We start from the raw sequence: 20,088 nt of genomic DNA, 5'->3' as shown, positions 1-20,088 counted from the left end.
GGATCGTGCCAAGCTTGAGGGCTCTTCTCGAGCGAAGGCAGCGTAAACCTTGGAAGCTTGGTGATCACTTACGCCTCAATGAGAGGCGCAGCCCGCACAACCTGTGGATTTCAAGCCCCAAGGCGCATGCTTCTGAACTGCCGTATGTGTCATATCTCGACGTTTTGTTGCGCCAAGCCTCTGGTTGGTAGTAACAATTGCAAAGGGAGGCGCGAATTGGAACAGATCAGTCTTACTTTTGAAATGTCGGTGGTTCTCGGTCTGCTGGCATTCACCGTCTTCTTGTTTGTCTCTGAAATTGTCCGAATAGACCTGGCCGCGATCATGGTCATGGTCCTGCTGGGTCTGCTCAGTCAATTGCCTGGTCTCGGATCGCTGGCGGACGTCAGCAACCTGTTCAACGGCCTTGCCTCCAACGCGGTTGTCTCGATCATTGCGGTGATGATCATCGGCGCGGGGTTGGACAAAACCGGCTTGATGAGCAAGGTGGCTTCCCTGATCCTGAAACACGGTGGGAAAACAGAAACCAGGATCATCCCGATTGTCTCCGGCACGGTCGGCGTGATTTCCTCCTTCATGCAGAATGTGGGGGCCGCCGCTCTTTTCCTGCCCGTGGTCAGCCGGATTTCGGTACGCACAGAACTGCCGCTCAGCCGCTTGCTGATGCCTATGGGATTCTGCGCCATTCTGGGCGGGACGATGACAATGGTGGGCTCCTCACCGTTGATCCTGCTGAATGATTTGCTGTTAAGCGCCAATCAATCGCTGCCCGCAGACCAGCAGATGGCGACCTTCAGCCTGTTTTCCGTAACGCCGGTAGGCATCTGCCTTGTCGCGACAGGTATCCTCTATTTCACACTTTTGGGTCGCTGGGTTCTGCCAAAGGGCAGGAAGACCGGGGATGGTACCAGCGGCCAGTCCCTGAAGGATTATCTGAAAAACATATACGGCTTGAAGACAGACATTTTTGAGATCTCGATCCCGGAAGGGCATGATTGTGTGGGCGAAACCTTCGATGACGTGATGCAGCGCTACCACGTCTACATCATCGGCAGCGCCTATCAGGGCAAGCGCTGGTTTGCGCCCGTCATCCAGACGCAGATCACCGCCCCCTGTCGCATTGCCGTGCTTGGGCGCGAGAAGGTCATTCACCGCATGGTCGAGGAAGGCGGGTACATCCTGCACAACGCCCTCGAGGTGTTTGCCGAGGATTACGCCGCCACCAAATCCGGGGTGGCAGAGATGGTCGTGCCGCCCGGCTCTTCGGTTATCGGCAAATGCGCGCATGATCTGGTCTTTCGCAAAACCTACGGGGCCAGCCTGCTGGCGATCCACCGCGATGAAGAAACGATGAGTTACGTGGAGACAGAAGACCACGCTCCTACGGCCGTCGGGGAGGTGCCGTTTCACGCAGGGGACACCCTGGTCATCCACAGCACCTGGGAAGCCTTGACCCGGCTGACGCGCGACCGAGATTTCGTGGTGGTCACCACGGATTTCCCCCAGGAAGAACTGCGCCCCAAAAAAGTCGGGTGGGCGCTGCTCTTCTTCATCATTTCAATCTCCCTGATCCTCTTCACGGATCTGCGCCTGTCCCTGTGCCTGCTGACGGGCGCTGTGGGCATGATCCTGACGGGTGTGCTGGACATCGACGATGCCTATGAAGCCGTCAGCTGGAGCACCGTTTTCCTTTTGGCCAGTCTGATCCCGCTTGGGCAGGCGGTGCAGACTACAGGCACGGCGGCCTGGATTGCCGACCAGATCCTGTCCCTGCTGAACGGCTGGCCGCTCTGGTCCCTGCAGGCCGGGGTTGCGGTGCTGGCCACGGTGTTCACGCTGATCATGTCGAATGTCGGGGCCACGGTGCTGCTGGTCCCCCTGGCGGTGTCGATCGCCGTCGCGGCGGGGGGCGATCCGGCCATTTTTGCCCTGACCGTCGCGATATCGACCTCCAATTCCTTTCTTATTCCCACCCATCAGGTCAATGCCCTGATCATGGGGCCGGCCGGCTACCGGGTGACCGACTTCATCAAAAGCGGTGGCGTCATGACGATCCTCTTTCTCGTTGTGTCGTTGCTGGTCATGAATGTTGTGTTCTGACGCGGCCAGTCTGCTTGGCCGAGCCGGTGAATGGACGAGGCGCGGTTTGGGCTGCTAGGGTGTGATGCAATTGACGCGTGAAACGTGGTCCGGAATGGAAAAGGCGGCGCATGCAGGTATGAAAAACGCAAGAGTGACGCGTGCAGCCGGACGGCTGCTGTTATGGACGTTTTGCCTCGCTTTTGGCATCGGTCCAAATCTGCTTTTGGCGCAGGACTCATTCATCCTTGAAGGGCATGGCGGGCCGGTTAAAGGCATCAGCGTGCGCGCTGATGGCGCCATTCTGACGGCCAGCTTTGATAATTCTGTGGGCCTGTGGCAGGACGGCGTCCCAATCTGGTTGGAAGGGCACGAGGCTGCGGTGAATACCGTTGCCCCGGTGGCTGGGGGTAGGGTGGTGTCTGGCGGTGACGACTATTCCGTACGCCTCTGGGACCCGAGGGATGGGTCGACGCGTGAGCTTGGCCGGCACAGCGCCAAGGTCATCCGTCTCGCCGTCTCTCCCGATGGGCTGCGCGTTGCCTCCGCCAGTTGGGATCGCACCGTGCGCCTCTGGTCTTTGGAGGGGGGCGCACCGGTCGAGCTTGCAGGCCACGCAAACACGGTCAGTGATGTCGCGTTCTCTGCTGATGGCGGTCAGGTTTATACGGCCTCGGCAGATGGCACCATAAGGCTTTGGGACGGGCGCACAGGTGAATTCCTTCGGCGTCTGGTGCAGCACGGCTTCGGGATCAATGCGCTGCTGGTCGCACCCGATGACAGTTGGCTGGCCTATGGCGCCGTTGATGGCGGCACCCGGGTGGTCGCGCTGCCGGAGGCAACGGAAATAGGAGACTTCACAGCGGACAGGCGGCCCATTCTCGCGATGGCCTATCAGCCCGACATCGGGCGGATCGCTGTGGGCGATGCCCAGGGCTATATCATGATGATCGACAGCCGCGCCTGGCGGATTGCCGAGGATTTTCGCGCAACGGCGTCGGGGCCGGTCTGGGCGCTGGCGTTCTCGCCGGATGGCAGGAACCTTCACGCGGGCGGGATTGCGGATGCAGTCTACAGCTGGCCAACGGACGGTCTGGCCGATGCCACACAGATGACGGGTACCGAACGATCCTTCCTGAAAGACCCGGAGGAGATGTCCAACGGGGAGCGCCAGTTCCAACGTAAATGCTCCATTTGCCACACGCTGGAGCCGGATGGAAAGCGCCGGGCGGGGCCGTCGCTGCACGGGCTTTTTGGTCGACCTGCGGGCAGTGTCGCCGGATATGCGTATTCACCAACCCTTGCAGAGGCGCAGATCATCTGGAGCGCGCAGACAATTGATTTGCTGTTCGATCTTGGGCCCGATCACTACATTCCGGGATCAAAGATGCCGATGCAGCGGATCACCAAGGCACAAGACCGCGAAGACCTGATTGGTTTCCTGCAAACCGCAACTGTTCCGGATTGAAGGGTCTGGATACCTGAACGAAAGATGCGGGTTTTGCCGGGTATTTCCGTTTGGTTCGCTTCCAAGTGGCCTCTGTAAGGGCAATCTGCCGCCCTGACCTGCACCTCACGCCGCTTGGTCCCCAATGCTCCGGGACAGCCACACGCAAGTCAGATGCAAATTCCCACGTGTAGATTTTCAAAGTGATAGGGTGAAGCAGTGTTGCCGACGTCTAAAACCTTCGACAACATTCAATTGACGGCGCCGCTCTTAGAAGTAACCTCCGATTGAAGCCTTAGGTGAGGATGCTTGATGGCCACGCGGTACGATAGCTCCAAAACTGGCGTAGGGCATTCATCGCGCGCAAAAACCGCATCGGTTATGATGGCGCTCTTGCTTCAACACGCGCCTGCCGCCGCCAATGAAGACGTCTGCGCGCTGTTTCACACCGAAACAGATATGGTCTCACAGACCCTCTACATGCATCAGGAAGACGTCTCTCATGAGTTAGTTTTCCCTAGGATCTACTTCGAAGATGCCTGGGATCGGCGTGATGACCAGATCCATGAGGCCCAGTTGTTTCGCGTGATGATTGATGACTTCTCTCCGGTCACCCGATCTGAGACCGCCGGGCTTCTGAAATCACGTCCAGCGCGTTTCATGACGTTCGTCATCCATGACTTGGTGGGTCTAGATCGCCTTACGGAGATTGTTCTGAGCGACGCGGCACCACAAGCGAAGCGAGGACTTTCCGATTTTCAGGTAACATCAGCCAACTATGGGCTGCAGAGTTTCGCGCCTTTTGGTGGACAGACAATGTATCGCGACGTGTTTGTGAAATTCGATACGGCTGGCACCGTGCAAACCGTCATTAGCTGCGGCCAAGCTGGTGACGTTCTCAATCCAAGCTGTACCCAAGATTTTCGAACGGCGGATGTCGATGTGAGAATTAACTACGCCCGTGCGCATTTGCCTGAGTGGTCTGTAATCGAAGGTAAAATTGAACGCTTTTTAGGCTGCGCACGCGGTGCTTCCGACACGAGAGACGAATAATGGTTTTCACCCGTCGTCAACTCGCCATTGCAACATGCAAGCGTGGGCAGGCGATCGTGAGACCGCGAATGGGTTACCCCCCGCTCAAGGTCCAATGACGCCTGCACGCGCACGTCAAGTCGCTAGAAATTGTCGGATGGCGGCTTAGAATGACTGAGAAAAATTCCAGCCCTTCGCAGAAACTGAACGGTGATGAGGCGAAATCACATCAAAACAATATTTCATTTGGAAATGTGGCAGCCCGTAGGGCTGATATCCCAGAGTCCTGCTTGTTCCGCTGGGTTCCGTGCAACCTACTGAAACAAATTGATTTCTCTTTCTTCTTGTCCATGTGATTCCGCCATGGTCTACTCTGTTCCACGCTCAGGTTGGGGGCGGGATAGGGGGCGCCAAATGGTGGCGATAGGTCGGTAGTCACCGATCAGGGAGACTTACAGTGATGGAGAAGAGGATAAGGAAACCGCGCCAAAGCCTAACAGCGAGGCAGGTCGATGCTCTAAAAACACCGGGAAAATACTATGACGGCCATGGTCTGATGCTACGCATCAATGCATCAGGTTCCAAGCAATGGCTCCAGCGAATTACAATCAGGGGAAAGCAAAGAGAGCTGGGCCTTGGTAGCCCGCCGGTAATCACGCTGGCTATGGCCCGACAAAAGGCTTTGGAGAACCGGCGCTGCGCCGTCATGGGGGGAACCCCATATTTGAAAAGCGGGCAGCGAAAGCAAAGTGCAAGCCGCTCACTTTCGCCGAATGTGTGGGTTTATACGCCAAAATGAAGTTGTCGGAGTTCAGCAGCGACAAGCATGGTAGAGAATGGATCCGATCGCTTGAGAGGCTCGCATTTCCTGCATTGGGAGAAATGCAGGTTCGGGACATCCAAACTCGGGACGTTTTTCTCATGCTTGAACCACATTGGACAGAACGGACTATGACAGCGGAGAAGCTGCGAGGCCGCGTAGAGGCAGTCCTCAGTTGGGCCACGGTTGCAGGCCATCGTGAAGGCAGCAATCCTGCAGCATGGCAAGGCAACCTCAAAGAGCTACTCCCATCGCCGGGCAAGATTGCTAGAACAAACCATCACGGCGCAATCTCCTTAAGTGATGCGCCCCGCTGGTGGTCCGAAGTATCAAAGCGAGAGGGTATGGCTTGTCACGCTTTGCGATTTGCCGCGCTTACTGTTGCGCGATCGGGCGAGGTTAGGGGTGCGAAATGGGACGAAATCGATTTTAGAGCGTCGATTTGGACTATTGAAGCGTCCCGTATGAAGGCGAGGCGAGAACACCGAGTCCCACTTTCAGCTGACGCCATTGATTTGCTCAATAAACTGCCGCGCTTTGAAGGAAATTCTTACATCTTTTTCGCGGCGCGCGGCGGCCCGCTTTCGGACATGAGCATGAGCGCAGTGATGCGGCGCATGCAAGAGGCTGAGGTTAAGTTGGGTCGAGCCGGTTTCGTAGATCCGCGAAGCAATCGACCGGCTGTTCTGCACGGACTTAGATCTACTTTCAGACAATGGACAGCGGAGCAAGGTTGTCCTCGTGACATGGCTGAAATCGCTCTAGCACATAACGTCGGCTCAGAAGTAGAAAGAGCTTATCAGCGCAGCGACATGCTGGAACGGCGCCGTGAATTGATGGAAGACTGGGCATCATTTTTACGAGGTAATTTCGTATATCAACCCCATTTGCCGCGCGTGGGCGCAGTTTAGTGATGGATGAAGAAGCGAAGATCACGGATCCTAGATGCCCTCGGCCGGAAAATGCAAAACTGTGGGGGACACCGTTGCTGTGGTGGGAAAAAGACAGCTATCCAGACGCAGAATCTTGGAATTTCGATGATTGGCTATGGCAATTTGTGCGCCGGAACCGGGAGTATCGCGAAATTTTTGACCAGCTGGCACCACGCTTCGCATCCGTAGAACATGGCGTTGCCCCAAATAGCGGTGGGAATCTAGGAAAGGTTGAGGGCATTGAGCCTTTGTCTCATGGTCCGGGTTCTTTCACGAAAGTACAGCAGGCTAAACTACTCGCTGCAGGACTAAAGTATTGGCCATTTATTCATTCCGCGTGTCGCCGGTGGTCCATGTCAGCATTTTACGATCCTCGAATATCACATTGGTTTGGCGAAGGACCAACGTGGCATAGTGGCGATCGTGGGACAGGGTTGCGTCAACTTGATCCCAAAAATTTGTCTCCTTGGGGGTTTCACCTCAAAGGATTTCTTTTTGATAAAGAACGTCCGATCGGCCCGCAAATCAAGGAAGCAAAAGCGGCTTTAGAGTACGAGCAAAGCAGAATGGAACGCACGATAACACCAAGGCGTCACGAGGCCGGGCTTCCGAAGAAATCGAGCGAAAACATGAAGAAATGGCCAACCTACCTACAAGCGATTGATGCGCGAAGTGTTGGCGCTACGAATGCCACTATTGCTTACAACATGCTACGCAATGTCGATGAAGAAACGGCAGGACAACGCGGCGCTCAACTCGTCAATCAAGCGGAAGGTGTTTGCCGCCGGTTAACGGAAGTGTGAAACAACTTCCGTTAATGGACGACGCTATGCAGCTCCGGCTAGGTCTGATCAAAGATGATTAGATCCGAAGGGTAGCGTTATGACCGAAATTCTTCTTCGTCGAAAAGAGGTGTAGGCTCAAACAGGTCTCAGCCGATCCACAATATATTGTTGGATGGGTCGAGGTAAGTTCCCTACGCCCGTAAGGTTGGGCGGGCGATCAGTTGCATGGCGCAAAAGCGACATCCAGAACTGGATCGAAACTCGGGTCCAGATCGATTCATAGCAGTTTCTGTTGTTAATGATGCCCGCTTAATGCGGGAGACTGCGCAACGGACGGTATGATGACGGTGGCGTGTGCAGGTTTTGCTTACCACGGGGTTGGAGCCACAAGCAAAGGGCAGTCCGAAAGGTTGAAGCCCGGCTCCCGGCGCAGCGTTCAAGGCGTCGCAAGTAGCAACCGACTTTCCAGCATTTACGCGTGACTGGAAGGGCTCTAAGCGGCGGTCCGGCTCCGGCCAAGAGACAAGATCGTTACGGGCGTAGGGACTGGCCTCGGCCGATTTTGGCTGGGGTTAGTCGTCCTATGCCCGTCACAACGGCCCTCTCCACCCAACAGAACAGGGTTAAACATGCTGGGAGTTAGGAAAAAGATGAACACAGCGAAGGAGTTAAAGAATGTACCAGCCAAACGCAGAGTCACTCTCATGACAGGTACGGAGCTGAAGCGCCTGCGCAAACAGCTAGGTCTATCGAGACCGGTGCTGGCGCGCCTTTGTGGCGTTGATAAGTACACAATTCGTTATTGGGAGCGGAAGAGCCAAGTCGCGCAGCGTGGTTACGCGCCGGGCCGCATCCTCGGTGTGCTACGCGGTCTGAAAGCAGGAAACAACGATAACGAAATACCCAGTATGCAAATCCGGAAAAATCAGGTTGATTTGGCCGCGGGCCAAGGGGTTTTACAAAATCCGAGGGTATTTTGCGGACAAAAACGCCAGTGTGGAGCGCAGACTAGGCTAGGTCGCCCGCGTCGAGCAATGCCCATTCGTGGTAAATCACGTTGCAGAAACCACGGAGGCTATTCGACTGGTCCAAAAACGGCGCTGGGGCGAGCAAGAATCGCGGAGGCACAACGACGCCGATGGGCGAAGTGGAGGCGGGCTATAACAGTCGACTAAGCACAGTGACCGTATTTGGGAGCTGATCTTGCGCTGGACCCATTTCAATACAACGGATAGCTTTGGGGAATATAAAAAAATTTGACTCAGCGGGGCAGTGCTTTGGAACATATCGGCAAACTGGAGCGGCGACTGTGGACCTCAGCGGACTCGCTTCGGGCGAACTCGAACTTTGCGAGCAACGAATACTTCATGCCCGTCATGGGGCTGATCTTCCTCCGTCATGCATATTCCCGTTTCCTCAAAGTCCGCGAAGAGATCATCCCAACGCTGCCTTCCCGTGGCGGCAAAGTCCGCGACCTGACCAAAGCCGACTTTTCAAGCCGCAGCGCAATCTTCCTGCGCAATGAGGCTCAGTTCGATTATCTCGTCAGCTTGCCGGAAGATCAAAGCGCGTCTGCCGCCGTCGTCCGCGCAATGGAGACCATTGAAGAGGACTATGAAAGCCTCGCAGGCCTGCTGCCCAAGCAGGAATATGAAGAGCTGGACGATGATGCCCTGCGGCAGGTTCTGCGCATCTTCAACGACCCGGCGCTTCAAAAGGCCGATGGCGACGTGTTCGGTCGCATATATGAGTATTTCCTGACTCAGTTCGCCGACCAAAAGGCCCACGACAACGGCGAGTTCTTCACTCCGATCAGTATCGTTGAAACCATCGTCAACGTGATCGAGCCCACACGCGGGAAGGTGATCGACCCCGCCTGCGGCTCGGGCGGCATGTTCGTGCAGTCGGCGCACTTCGTCGAAGCGATGAAAGCCAACCCGAACGAACGCCTGACGTTCTACGGGATGGAGAAGAACCCGACCACATTGCGCCTCGCCAAGATGAACCTCGCTGTCCACGGGCTTGAAGGGGATATTCAGAAGGCAATCAGCTACTACGAAGACCCGCACAGGGATCAAGGGCCGTTCGATTATGTGATGGCCAACCCGCCTTTCAACGTCGACGAGATCGACGCTGAAAAGATGAAGGATGATCCGCGCCTGTCCTTCGGCCTTCCGGGGGTAAACAAGGGCGGCAAGGTGTCCAATGGCAACTACGTCTGGATGTCCTTCTTCCATTCTTACTTATCCGACCGGGGCAGAGCGGGCATCGTCATGTCGTCGCAGTCATCATCGGCGGGCGGGCAGGAAGCCAAGGTGCGCGAAGCCCTCGTCAAGACGGGCGACGTTGACATCATGCTCGCGATCCGGGGCAACTTTTTCTACACCCGCGCCGTGCCCTGTGAGCTGTGGTTCTTTGACAAGGGCAAGCCCGAGCATCTGCGCGACAAGGTCCTGATGCTCGATGCGCGGCATGTCTTCCGCAAGGTGACACGCAAAATTTACGACTTTGCGCCCGAGCAGGAACGCAACATCACGGCCATCGTCTGGCTCTATCGCGGGCAGAACGACCGCTTTGCAGGGCTGGCGCAGGAGTATCTGTCGACAGCGCGGGACGAGGCGTGCGAAACGGACTTTACGGCGCTTGTGGCGGCGTTTGACGCCGCCCGTGCGTATTTCGCAAAGCATGGCGACACCGAAGAGCTGCAAGCGGGCATCGATAAGCTGAAGGAAGATGCCGCCGCTTTCATAGCCAGTGCCGCGGCGCTCTCGGCTCCTTCGTCTGAAGTTGCAGACCTCACGGCGGTCTGGACCGCGATGCAGCCTGTAGCCGATCAGGCCAAGGCGCTAATCAAGGAAATCGACCATTTGGCCAAGCTTGCCCAGAAGTCGCAGGAGGCGACGGTCGAGGCAGGCCAAAAGGCGGCAGAGGGCAAAAAGCTGCTGGCGGCGATTGCCGAGGCGCGGGTGCCGTTGACCGGCGATCCTGATGTGCATCTGACGCCGACCGGCAGTTTGAAGCGGTTCCGGTATTTCGAAGGGCAGGCAGACTGGCTGTTGTCGCGTTTCCCTGAAGGCAAGCTGCGCGATGTCGAGGGGCTGGTCAAACTGGTGGATCAGGAGGAACTCGCCGCAAACGATTACAGCCTGACGCCGGGGCGCTATGTGGGCGTAGCACCAGAAGAGGATGATGAAGACTTCGATTTCGAAGAGGCGATCAAGGAAATCCACGACGAAATCGAGACGCTAAACGCCGAAGCCGCAGAGCTGGCGGAGGCCGTCGCCAAGAACTTCGAAGAGTTAATCGTATGAGTGTAGCTGAAGTCAAACTTGGCGAACTCGGCGAGCTTCGCAACGGCCTGAACTATTCCAAAGCAAACGCCGGTACCGGCTTAAAGGTGATCTCAGTCAAAAATTTTGGCGACCTACGCACTCCGAACTACTCAGAACTTGACGAAATCAACCCAGATGGCATCAACGCCAAGGATTCCCTTCTTAAAGCAGGAGATGTCATTTTTGTCCGCTCCAACGGGAACAAAGACCTTATTGGTCGGTCGATGTTTATCGAAGAAGACCAAACCGATGTATCCTTCTCTGGTTTCTGCATCCGATTTCGAAACACGTCAAATCGCGCGCGCTCCAAATATCTTGCATACTTCTTTAGGTCCCCAGTATTTCGGCGAACGCTCTCAAACCTTGGCGGTGGAGTTAACATAAACAACCTAAACCAAAAGGTTTTGGCAAATTTTCCAATTCCGCTCCCTGAGTTGGACGCTCAGGATCACATCCTATCCGTCATTTCGGCCTACGACGACCTGATCGAGAACAATCGGCGGCGGATTGCGTTGTTGGAGCAGGCGGCGCGGCTGCTCTATCGCGAATGGTTCGTCCATTTCCGCTTCCCCGGCCATGAGACCGCAACTTTCGTCGATGGCCTGCCGGAGGGATGGGTGCAGACAACTCTCGGCGAACACTGCCCCTTCGTATACGGAAAGGCATTAAAGGCTGACGCACGAGTTGAAGGTGACGTAGACGTTTATGGTTCAAGCGGAATTGTGGGGTCTCACAACAAACTGCTCGTTGAAGGCAAGTCGATCGTAGTTGGCCGCAAAGGCAATGTCGGCAGTGTCTTTTGGGCGGGGCGCGATTTTTGGCCTATTGATACGGTCTATTATATCTCTCCCGCGAACAGTGATTATTTCACTTTCTATGCTTTGAAAAATGTGAGCTTCATTAGCACTGATGTTGCGGTTCCGGGACTAAATCGCGACTTTGCACATAGCCGAAAGCTCATAATTCCCGATCAAGATTTGCTTGATGAGTTCAATACAAAAGCATCCACCTTCCTCAGGCAGTCCGAACTGCTCATAGACCAAAACACAAAGCTCACCGTAGCCCGCGACCTTCTCCTTCCCCGCCTGATGGATGGACGCCTTCCCGTTGATGTGTAGTGTTTGCCTATGAATGATTTTACGGAAGACCAATTGGTTCAAACGACCATGGCCGACTACCTGCACGATGTGCATGGCTGGCGCTCCGTCATGGCGTGGAACAAGGAGGTCTTTGGCGCTCAGGGCACGCTTGGCCGCAAGTCCGACAAGGACGTGGTGCTGACCCGCTTTTTGTCCGAGGCGCTGGTCAAGCTGAACCCCGGCCTGCCTGATGTGGCCTATAAACAGGCGCTGCGTGAGATCACCGACATCTTCGGCTCCCAATCCCTGATCCGCATCAATCAGGACAAATACGCCCTGATCCGCGATGGGGTGAAGGTGAAGTTCCGGCAGGACGGGGAGCAGAAAGTCGAACGGCTGCGTGTCTTTGACTATGAAACGCCCGAGAACAACGATTTCCTTTGTGTGCGCGAGCTTTGGATGCGCGGCTATGCGCACCGGCGGCGGGCGGACATCGTGGGCTTCGTCAACGGGTTGCCGCTCATGTTCTGCGAGCTGAAACGCCCCGACAAGAACCTGCGCCGCGCCTATGATGAGAACCTGAGCGATTACAAAGACACAGTTCCGCACCTCTTCCACTTCAACGCCTTCGTCATCCTCGGCAATGGCGAAGAGGCGCGGATGGGCTCGGTCAGTGCCGATTACGAGCATTTCTCGGAATGGCTGAAGCTCGACGAGCGGGACCGGCGCGGCGACATGCTGCCAATGGAGGCGCTGCTCAAGATCGTTTGCGACAAACGGCGGTTTCTGGATCTCTTTGAGAATTTCATCCTGTTTGCGGATACGGCAAACGGTCCCGCAAAGATCCTCGCCAAGAACCACCAATACCTTGGGGTCAACCGTGCGGTGGACGCGGTGGAGCGGCGTGATGACCTGAACCGAAAGCTGGGCGTGTTCTGGCACACCCAAGGCTCCGGTAAATCGTTCTCGATGGCGTTCTTTACGCAAAAGGTCCATCGCAAGTTGGGCGGTGACTACACCTTCCTTGTGCTGACCGACCGCACTGATCTGGATAACCAAATTTATAAGGCATTTGCGTCGGTAGGAATTGCAAACAACGACAAAGACCCGTGCCGCGCTGCGTCGGCCAAGAATCTGCGAGAGCTGCTTGGTCAGCAGAAGAAGGTCGTTTTTGCTATGATCCAGAAATTCACCGAGGAGGAGGCCAAGAACGGAATCTACTCCGACCGGGACAACGTTATTGTTGTGACTGACGAGGCGCATAGAACACAGTACGGATCGTTGGCGCTGAACATGCGCAAGGGTCTGCCAAATGCGAGCTTCATCGGCTTTACAGGCACGCCTCTCTTCGCCGACGATGAGATCACCAAGCAGGTATTCGGCGCGTATCTTTCCACTTACGACTTTCAGGACGCTATCGAGGATGGCGCAACTCTGCCGCTGTTCTATGATGCGCGGGGCGACAAGCTGCAGGTTTCAGGAAACGGCCTGAACGAAAAACTGGCCGAGGCGATTGCCGAAGCTGAAATCGACGATCCCGACGTGGCTGCCAAGCTCTCTGATGACCTGAAACGCGAGTACCATGTGGTTACGGCCGAGCCGCGCCTCCGGCATGTGGCTGAGGATTTCGCGTGGCATTTTTCGACAAACTGGGAAAGCGGCAAGGCAATGTTTGTGGCCATCGACAAGGTCACCGCTGTCCGGATGCATGATTACATTCAAAAGGCATGGCTAGCCCGTATAGCGGCGCTTGAGGCTGATTTGACATCTGTCGCTGACGATCAGGAACGCTTTATTCGCGAGCAACAGCTTGCGTGGATGCGTGAAACCCAGATGGCTGTGGTTGTCAGCGATGAGCAGAACGAGGTGAAAAAGTTCAAAGACTGGGATCTGGACATCATTCCGCATCGCAAGCGGATGAAGGACGGTTTCACAGTCAAGGAGATCGTCGGCGGGCGTGAAATTGAAAAGCGCCTCGATGTTGAAACTGCGTTCAAACGCGACGACCATCCGTTCCGCATCGTCATCGTCTGCGCCATGTGGCTGACGGGCTTTGACGTGCCGTCTTTGTCGACTCTTTATCTCGACAAACCACTGCAGGAACACACGCTCATGCAGGCCATTGCCCGGGCAAATCGGGTGAAGGAGGGCAAAAACAACGGTTTGATTGTCGACTATTGCGGCATTCTTAAGAACCTCCGAAAAGCACTGGCTACCTTCGCAGGACATACTGGCGGCGGGCCTATTGGCGGTGGCGAAGGCGAGGGACCTGAAGTCGACCCGCTCAATCCCGGAGACAAGCTGCTTGGCGAGCTTGCCGAGGCGATTGCATTGGTGCACGAACGCTTGAGTGACGAGGGCTACGACTTGGAGCGTATGAAGCTTGCAACGAGTTTCGATAAGATCAAGGCCCTTAAAGAGGCCAAGGAAACGATCAACAAAAATGACGAAACGCGGAAGGGATTTGAGATTGCTGCTCGTGCGGTGTTTCGCAAATACAAAGCCTGCCTGACTTTCGCTCGAGTCGAGACCTACAAGGCTGATTATCAAGCGATCAACTACATTTACGGTTCATTACAAAAGGACAAGGCCGAGGCCGATACAACCGCGATTATCAAGAAGCTGAACGAGATCGTCGCAAATGCTATCGACATCACTCCTGATACAGACGAGGAACGCATTTTTGATATTTCGAAAGTAAATTTCGAGCTCTTGCGTAAGGAGTTCAGCAGGAGCGAACGCAAAGCCAGTGACGTGCAGGATCTGCGGATGGTTTTACAAGAGCGGCTGGCCAAGATGCTTGCTGCGAACCCCACATTGAACGATTTCCAAGAACGCTTCGATAAGATTGTTGCGGAATACAACAAGGAAAAAGACAAGAATACCATCGAAGCCACCTTCGAAGCTTTGATGCGGCTTACTGCCGAAATGGAGGCCGAAGCGCAGGCGCATGTGGCTCTTGGCCTGACTCGGGAACAGAAGCCAATCTTCGATCTGTTGGTTCGTGAAGACCTGACCAAAGAAGAGATCCGACAGATTAAGTCGGCATCCGTTGAGCTGCTGAAAGCCATCCGACGAAAAATCGAAAAAGTGCAGGACGTCTTCCAGAAGCAAAGTACAAGAGACGGACTTAGGCAAGAGATTTACGACCTGCTTTATGATGAACGAACCGGCCTTCCCGCGTCCAAGTACGATGACGATGCACTGGACGAGAAAACAGCGGAGCTCTTTCAGTTCTTTGAAAACAGCTATGAAATAAGTGACGGCATATCGGCGATCGCCTAACCAAATGTGAGAAAACCGAAAAGCTGCTTTTGTAGCAAATGGAGGTCCTTTGGAAGATCAACTACCCGCCCCGCCAAGATGGGCTGAGAAAGCACTGCAAGGCATTGCTTTTTGGATAGGTCATCGTCGTTCTATCTATGAAGGATACGACTTAAGTGAGGGTGCGATTGTCGCAGAAATCTGCAATATCGTTTACGCGCATTTGAGCGATGGCCAAATTTTGAGGTGCGAAGTTCCCCTCTCAGAAATTTCACCCAGTTCAATAAACATTCCATCGCGAGGGCGCCCGCCAAGCGCAGACATTGTGATACAAAGGAAAACTAGCGGTGCAAGCATAAAGGGAACCACGAGCAATAAATACACCACTGAATACGTTGTTGAGGTCAAACGTGCCTCCGCGCAAAAGAACGATATTAACAAAGACATAGAGCGCCTTGCTGATGTGAAAGCTTGCAATCCCGAGATCGGGGCTTTTCTCATTATTGTTTCGGAAGCAAGAAGACCGGACAGGTTCGTAACCCAATCAGGCAACGCAAGACGGAAGCGAGAAAAGATCGAAGAAAAAAGCCAACTATATATACCACGTAGAGCCAAAAAAGCCGGGCATAGCTTTAGTCGCATCGAAAAGGCTCACTTCGCTTGCCTCGTGGAAGTGATCAATCCGCCGTCACATGAGGTGGCAGCAATGTAGTCTGCCGGGAAATGCTTTTGCCCAGCTGCCGCGCTTTCTTTTTAATGCTATGAGCAACAAACGAGCCTAATACAAAATGCCAAACGAACTGCCGTTAGATTTCAGCCAAGCCCTCAATTTGCCAAACGAAGACTTGGACGTCGAGTTCAAGCGTTCCCTCCCATTGAATGATAATGTTGGCAAAGCAAAGCTCGCTAAGGAAATTTGCGCACTGGCAAATCATGGAGGTGGTTGGATCGTATTGGGGCGCGAAGACGATGGAAGCTACCCTGAAACACTTCCAGATGAAATTGTAGGCGTCGACCAAGATCAGATTAACCAAATTGCGGCTGCATACTTGCAACCATCACCGCACTGCACCGTCAGTATGCAACAACCAAATGGAGTAGAGTTTTCAGTTCCAGTCATCTGGGTTCCTTCGTGTGGAACGTCACCGGTTTGTGGAAAGAAAAATGGCCCGAATGACGAACGCGGGCGTACACAAGGCGTCGCCAAGGGTGTTCACTACATTCGCAAGGCAGGCCCTGTTTCTGCGCCCATTGAAACGCCGGACGAATGGCAAGACGTGATAAGACGCTGTGTGTTAAGTGATAAGACGTCATTGCTTGGTGCCTTATCGACGATGATCGAGGAACCTCGACCAGTACTTGAAGCCGAAGGGCCAAACCTATTTGACGCGGACTTTGAGCACATGGTCGAGCTGTGGAAGAAAGAGGCTCAGGAGCATCCTTATGAGGTTGATCTCACAGATTGCTTTGTCGCCTATGGTTTCCAACTAATTGATGCTGAACCGGTTACGACGGATCAGCTAACAGAGTGCTTACGCCATCGTCGGCGAGACGCGCGGGGCGGGCATGTCTTTTTTGAAAATGACTACAACTCACCCTACCGTCCTTTTGTCATGGAAGTTGCGAATCATGACGGCCTTGAAGTTCATGTTAATACCGCGGACTTCGATCATCGCGCAATTTGGCGGCTTAGTGAGTGCTTGAGCGGAACAGAAATCATCTCTTACTGGGAAGACACTGCGTGGATTAAGCGTGCAGTAGAGGACAGGTCAACACTCACATGGAGTAGAGGCCAGCATATTTGGATCAAGCAGCAAATTGCCTATGCAAACAGTTTCCTCGCGACCGTGAAACATATCGCAGACTACTTCAACTTTACCGGTGATGTCCGCGTCCAAGTGCTTTTTAGTGGATTAAACGGAAGAAATCTAAACTCCACCGACATCAGCGTTTACTACAGCATGGACTACCGGGCGCGCCAGAATACGAAGCAAGTCGATTTTGTAGTGAATGCTGGAGATCTGTCGGTTGAAACCCGGAGCGCAACCATTGCGTCGATCATCCAACCGATGAACAAACTGACCCAAGGACCGGCAATTACCGCAGACAGTGTCGTTCGCGCTCTCCGAAATTAATGACTCCGCAGAAGAATTTGGTCATTGGTTCTCCATGCCAAAAGTAGAACATTCTACGGGTATTTTGCCCGACCTGAAAAGAAACTCGGGCATTGCGCCGATTCCGTCTAATTTTGGCTGGTGATAAAAGCTACCGTTGAGGCGGGCGTCATTGCAGTCACCAAGCGTAGTCTGCTTTAGGTTGGGGGCAGGTATGGGGGCGGCTTCACCTAAGAGTGAAAAAAATATATTATAATCAAAAGATTAGGTGGGTATTGTGGCAGCCCGTAGGGGAATCGAACCCCTCTTTCCAGGTTGAAAACCTGGCGTCCTAACCGATAGACGAACGGGCCACTTGGTCGTGAGCGGTTGATTAGGCAATCCGCGCCCGGCGCGCAAGCGGAAATTTCGCGTCTGACAAAGAAACTTTGCCGCAGTCAGTGTTCAACTGGTGCCGCGTCTTCGAGCCGCAACTGAACGCTTTGCCGCCCCCGCCATGTGTTGATGTCCAGGCGTCCGGCGAGGTGAAAATGCGCGCCGCCGTGGTTTTCCAGAGCCGGACCCAGAGGGCCGTCAAAGGCCCCGAAACAAATGGCATCCAGCGGTGTGCTGCCCGGCGCTGCAAAGCTGATCTTGAGGTGGTTCTCGCCGACGCGTTTCGCAAAGCGGATCGCCATATCGGCAAAGACGTAGCGCGGGGCAGGGGCGCTGGCTCCGAACGGGCCCGCCTGTTCAATTAGCTCCGCCAGTTCGACCGTGGCGGCGGCCGGCATGAGCATCCCGTCAAGCTTCAGATCGGCAGCTCCCGCCAGATGCGCGCCCTGCTTTTCCAAAAGCTCTGACAGGCGTGCCATGGCCTCTTCCAGCTTGCCCTCGGCGACCGTCAGGCCGGCCGCCATCTTGTGACCGCCGCCTTTCAGCAGATACCCTTCGGTGGTCAGACGCTGGATCGGCTGGCCAAGGTCAATGCCGGATATCGAGCGCCCGGAGCCTTTGCCAATACCGTCCTCCAGCCCGATCACAATGCTGGGCCTGCCGGAGGCTTCCTTGAGCCGCGAGGCCACGATCCCCACCACGCCCGGGTGCCAGCCGGGGCCCGCGGCCCAGACCAATGCTTTGTCGAGCCCTCTGGTTTCCGCCTGCGCCAGCGCAGCGGCGCGCACGCTGGCCTCTATCTCGCGCCGTTCGGTGTTCAACACGTCCAGGCGCTCTGCCAAGGCCGCGGCCTCATGCGGGTCGTCGGTGGCCAGAAGCCGCGCGCCCAGATCGGCGGCCCCGATGCGCCCACCGGCATTGACCCGGGGGCCGAGAAGGAAACCAAGGTGGTAGGCCGTGGGGGCGGTATCCATCCGCGCGACATCCGCCAATGCCGCCAGACCGGGCCGCTCCCGCCGGGCCATGACGCGCAGCCCCTGCCGGACAAAGGCGCGGTTCACCCCGACAAGCGGTGCGACATCGGCGACCGTGGCGAGGGCTACGAGGTCCAGCATCTCCATCAGGTCCGGCCCGGACTGTCCGGCGCTGCGCAGCTGACGACCCAGCTCGACCAGCAGCAGGAACACAACGCCTGCCGCACAGAGGTGTGCCAGATCGCCGGTCTCATCCTGCCGGTTGGGGTTCACCACGGCGCAGGCATCGGGCAGGGATTCCGCGCCCAGGTGGTGATCCAGCACCATGACATCGGCGCCGACAGCCGCGGCGATGGGGCCATGGGAGAGGGTGCCGCAATCGACACAGACGATCAGATCATGCATTCGGGCGAGATCGGCCATCGCCTCTTCGTTGGGGCCATAGCCTTCGTCAATCCGGTCGGGAATGTAGAGCGTGGCCTGCTGCCCCATCTGCCGCAACCAGACCAGCAGCAGGGCAGCGGAGGCGCCCCCATCCACGTCATAATCGGCAAAAATCGCGATTTTCTCCTTGCGCTGAACAGCCTGCAGGAACCGCGACGCCGCTTTTTCCATGTCCTTCAAAGCATGGGGGTCCGGCAACAGATCGCGCAACGATGGGGCGAGAAAGCCCTTGGCCTCGGCAGGGGGCACGGCCCGCCGCGCCAGCACCTGTGCCACAGCATCAGGCAGGTCACTTTGCTGGGCGATGGCTTCGGCAGCACGAGAGATGTCAACGGGTGGACCGATCCAGCGCCGCCCGGTCAGGCTCTGCTCTACGCCGAGAAAGCTCACTGCGTTTTCTCCCTCAAGAGCGCAGGCACCAGCGCCACTGCGGAGGTCTCAGGCCTCAACCGGCGTGCGATAGTTGATCCGGCGGACGGACCCGGTCTTGGACCGCATGATCAGCGTTTCGGTCGTCATCCAGCCCGGCTCGCGCTTGACGGCGGGCAGGATGTTGCCGTCGGTCACGCCGGTGGCGGCAAAGATCACGTCTTCGGTCACCATGTCGTCGCGGCTGTAGATGCGGTCGAAATCGGTGATCCCGGCCTTGCTGGCGCGGCCCTTTTCGTCGTCGTTGCGAAAGAGCAGGCGGCCGTACATCTGCCCGCCCATGCATTTCAACGCCGCAGCGGCGAGCACACCTTCGGGTGCGCCGCCCGCGCCCATATACATGTCGATGCCGGTGCCCGGCTCGGCGCAATGCATGACTCCAGCGACGTCACCATCGGTGATCAGACGGATGGAGGCACCGGTCTTGCGTACCTCGGCAATCATCTCCTCGTGCCGGGGACGTTCCAGAATGCACAGCGTGATGTCAGAGGCGCTACAGCCTTTGGCCTTGGCGAGGGCCGCGACCCGTTCGGCGGGGCTCATGTCCAGTGTCACCACATCCTTTGCATAGCCTGGCCCGATGGCGAGCTTGTCCATATAGACGTCCGGCGCGTGCAGCATGGAACCGCGTGGCCCCATGGCGATGACGGTCAGCGCGTTGGGCATGTCCTTGGCGGTCAGCGTGGTGCCTTCCAGCGGGTCAAGCGCGATGTCGACGCCGGGGCCATTGCCGGTGCCGACCTCTTCGCCAATGTAGAGCATTGGGGCCTCGTCCCGTTCGCCTTCGCCGATCACCACGACGCCCGCGATATCCAGCATGTTGAGCTGTTCACGCATGGCGTTGACCGCCGCCTGGTCGGCCGCTTTTTCATCGCCGTTGCCCACCAGCCGGGCAGAGGCCAGCGCCGCCGCCTCGGAGACGCGGGCAAGGCCGAGTGAAAGCATACGGTCCTGAAATTGAGCGTTGGCTGGCATGAAACTG

At 56.1% G+C, this 20,088-nt stretch carries 14 protein-coding genes, 1 tRNA gene and 1 pseudogene; 13 read left to right on the top strand and 3 right to left on the bottom strand.

The window, feature by feature from the left end:
* The first annotated feature begins 216 nt into the window (after positions 1 to 216).
* From Q1A07_RS00685 to Q1A07_RS00625, 13 genes and pseudogenes are all read left to right on the top strand, one after another.
* On the top strand, positions 217 to 2,100 hold the full coding sequence (locus Q1A07_RS00685; protein WP_299776865.1) for an SLC13 family permease: 1,884 nt from the start codon (positions 217 to 219) through the stop codon (positions 2,098 to 2,100).
* 118 nt (positions 2,101 to 2,218) lie between these two features.
* Complete coding sequence (locus Q1A07_RS00680) at positions 2,219 to 3,547, top strand: c-type cytochrome (RefSeq protein WP_299776863.1); 1,329 nt, start codon at positions 2,219 to 2,221, stop codon at positions 3,545 to 3,547.
* Between the two features lie 291 nt (positions 3,548 to 3,838).
* Positions 3,839 to 4,579, top strand: a complete 741-nt coding sequence (locus Q1A07_RS00675) for a hypothetical protein (protein ID WP_299776861.1) — start codon at positions 3,839 to 3,841, stop codon at positions 4,577 to 4,579.
* A 439-nt stretch (positions 4,580 to 5,018) separates the two neighbouring features.
* Complete coding sequence (locus Q1A07_RS00670; RefSeq protein WP_299776860.1) at positions 5,019 to 5,357, top strand: Arm DNA-binding domain-containing protein; 339 nt, start codon at positions 5,019 to 5,021, stop codon at positions 5,355 to 5,357.
* Positions 5,358 to 5,509: 152 nt separating this feature from the next.
* Positions 5,510 to 6,289 (top strand): site-specific integrase, encoded by a 780-nt coding sequence (locus Q1A07_RS00665; protein WP_299776858.1) that lies wholly within the window; start codon positions 5,510 to 5,512, stop codon positions 6,287 to 6,289.
* A 2-nt stretch (positions 6,290 to 6,291) separates the two neighbouring features.
* Positions 6,292 to 7,113: a hypothetical protein gene (locus Q1A07_RS00660; protein ID WP_299776856.1), complete on the top strand. Its 822-nt coding sequence runs from the start codon at positions 6,292 to 6,294 to the stop codon at positions 7,111 to 7,113.
* A 130-nt stretch (positions 7,114 to 7,243) separates the two neighbouring features.
* Positions 7,244 to 7,378, top strand: a pseudogene (locus Q1A07_RS00655) (AlpA family phage regulatory protein); the annotation flags it as partial.
* Positions 7,379 to 7,724: 346 nt separating this feature from the next.
* Complete coding sequence (locus Q1A07_RS21885) at positions 7,725 to 8,270, top strand: HGGxSTG domain-containing protein (RefSeq protein WP_366944003.1); 546 nt, start codon at positions 7,725 to 7,727, stop codon at positions 8,268 to 8,270.
* A gap of 102 nt (positions 8,271 to 8,372) precedes the next feature.
* A complete protein-coding gene (locus Q1A07_RS00645; RefSeq protein ID WP_299776855.1) occupies positions 8,373 to 10,406 on the top strand; it encodes an N-6 DNA methylase in 2,034 nt (677 codons plus the stop codon).
* The gene (locus Q1A07_RS00640) at positions 10,403 to 11,545 is read left to right on the top strand and encodes a restriction endonuclease subunit S (RefSeq protein ID WP_299776854.1); all 1,143 of its coding nucleotides are present in this window, start codon (positions 10,403 to 10,405) and stop codon (positions 11,543 to 11,545) included. The genes Q1A07_RS00645 and Q1A07_RS00640 overlap by 4 nt, the downstream gene beginning before the upstream one ends.
* Before the next feature lie 9 nt (positions 11,546 to 11,554).
* Positions 11,555 to 14,791 (top strand): type I restriction endonuclease subunit R, encoded by a 3,237-nt coding sequence (locus Q1A07_RS00635; RefSeq protein WP_299776853.1) that lies wholly within the window; start codon positions 11,555 to 11,557, stop codon positions 14,789 to 14,791.
* Between the two features lie 49 nt (positions 14,792 to 14,840).
* On the top strand, positions 14,841 to 15,482 hold the full coding sequence (locus tag Q1A07_RS00630; RefSeq protein WP_299776852.1) for a hypothetical protein: 642 nt from the start codon (positions 14,841 to 14,843) through the stop codon (positions 15,480 to 15,482).
* Positions 15,483 to 15,558: 76 nt separating this feature from the next.
* Positions 15,559 to 16,905: a helix-turn-helix domain-containing protein gene (locus Q1A07_RS00625; RefSeq protein WP_299776851.1), complete on the top strand. Its 1,347-nt coding sequence runs from the start codon at positions 15,559 to 15,561 to the stop codon at positions 16,903 to 16,905.
* 257 nt (positions 16,906 to 17,162) lie between these two features.
* Here Q1A07_RS00625 and Q1A07_RS00620 read toward each other — a convergent pair.
* The 3 genes from Q1A07_RS00620 to glpX all read right to left on the bottom strand — a co-directional run bounded on the left by Q1A07_RS00620 (position 17,163) and on the right by glpX (position 20,081).
* A tRNA-Glu gene (locus tag Q1A07_RS00620) sits at positions 17,163 to 17,237 on the bottom strand.
* 84 nt (positions 17,238 to 17,321) lie between these two features.
* Positions 17,322 to 19,067, bottom strand: coding sequence for a single-stranded-DNA-specific exonuclease RecJ (recJ, locus tag Q1A07_RS00615; protein WP_299776849.1), 1,746 nt, complete (start codon positions 19,065 to 19,067; stop codon positions 17,322 to 17,324).
* 48 nt (positions 19,068 to 19,115) lie between these two features.
* Positions 19,116 to 20,081 carry a class II fructose-bisphosphatase gene (glpX, locus tag Q1A07_RS00610; protein WP_299776847.1) on the bottom strand — a complete coding sequence of 322 codons (966 nt, stop codon included), beginning with the start codon at positions 20,079 to 20,081 and terminating at the stop codon, positions 19,116 to 19,118.
* Positions 20,082 to 20,088 lie beyond the last annotated feature (7 nt).

The sequence above is a fragment of the uncultured Roseobacter sp. genome (assembly GCF_947492555.1).
GTDB lineage: Bacteria > Pseudomonadota > Alphaproteobacteria > Rhodobacterales > Rhodobacteraceae > Roseobacter.
The sequence above is the reverse complement of the archived record's forward strand: the minus strand, read 5'-3'. Positions and strand labels throughout refer to the sequence as shown.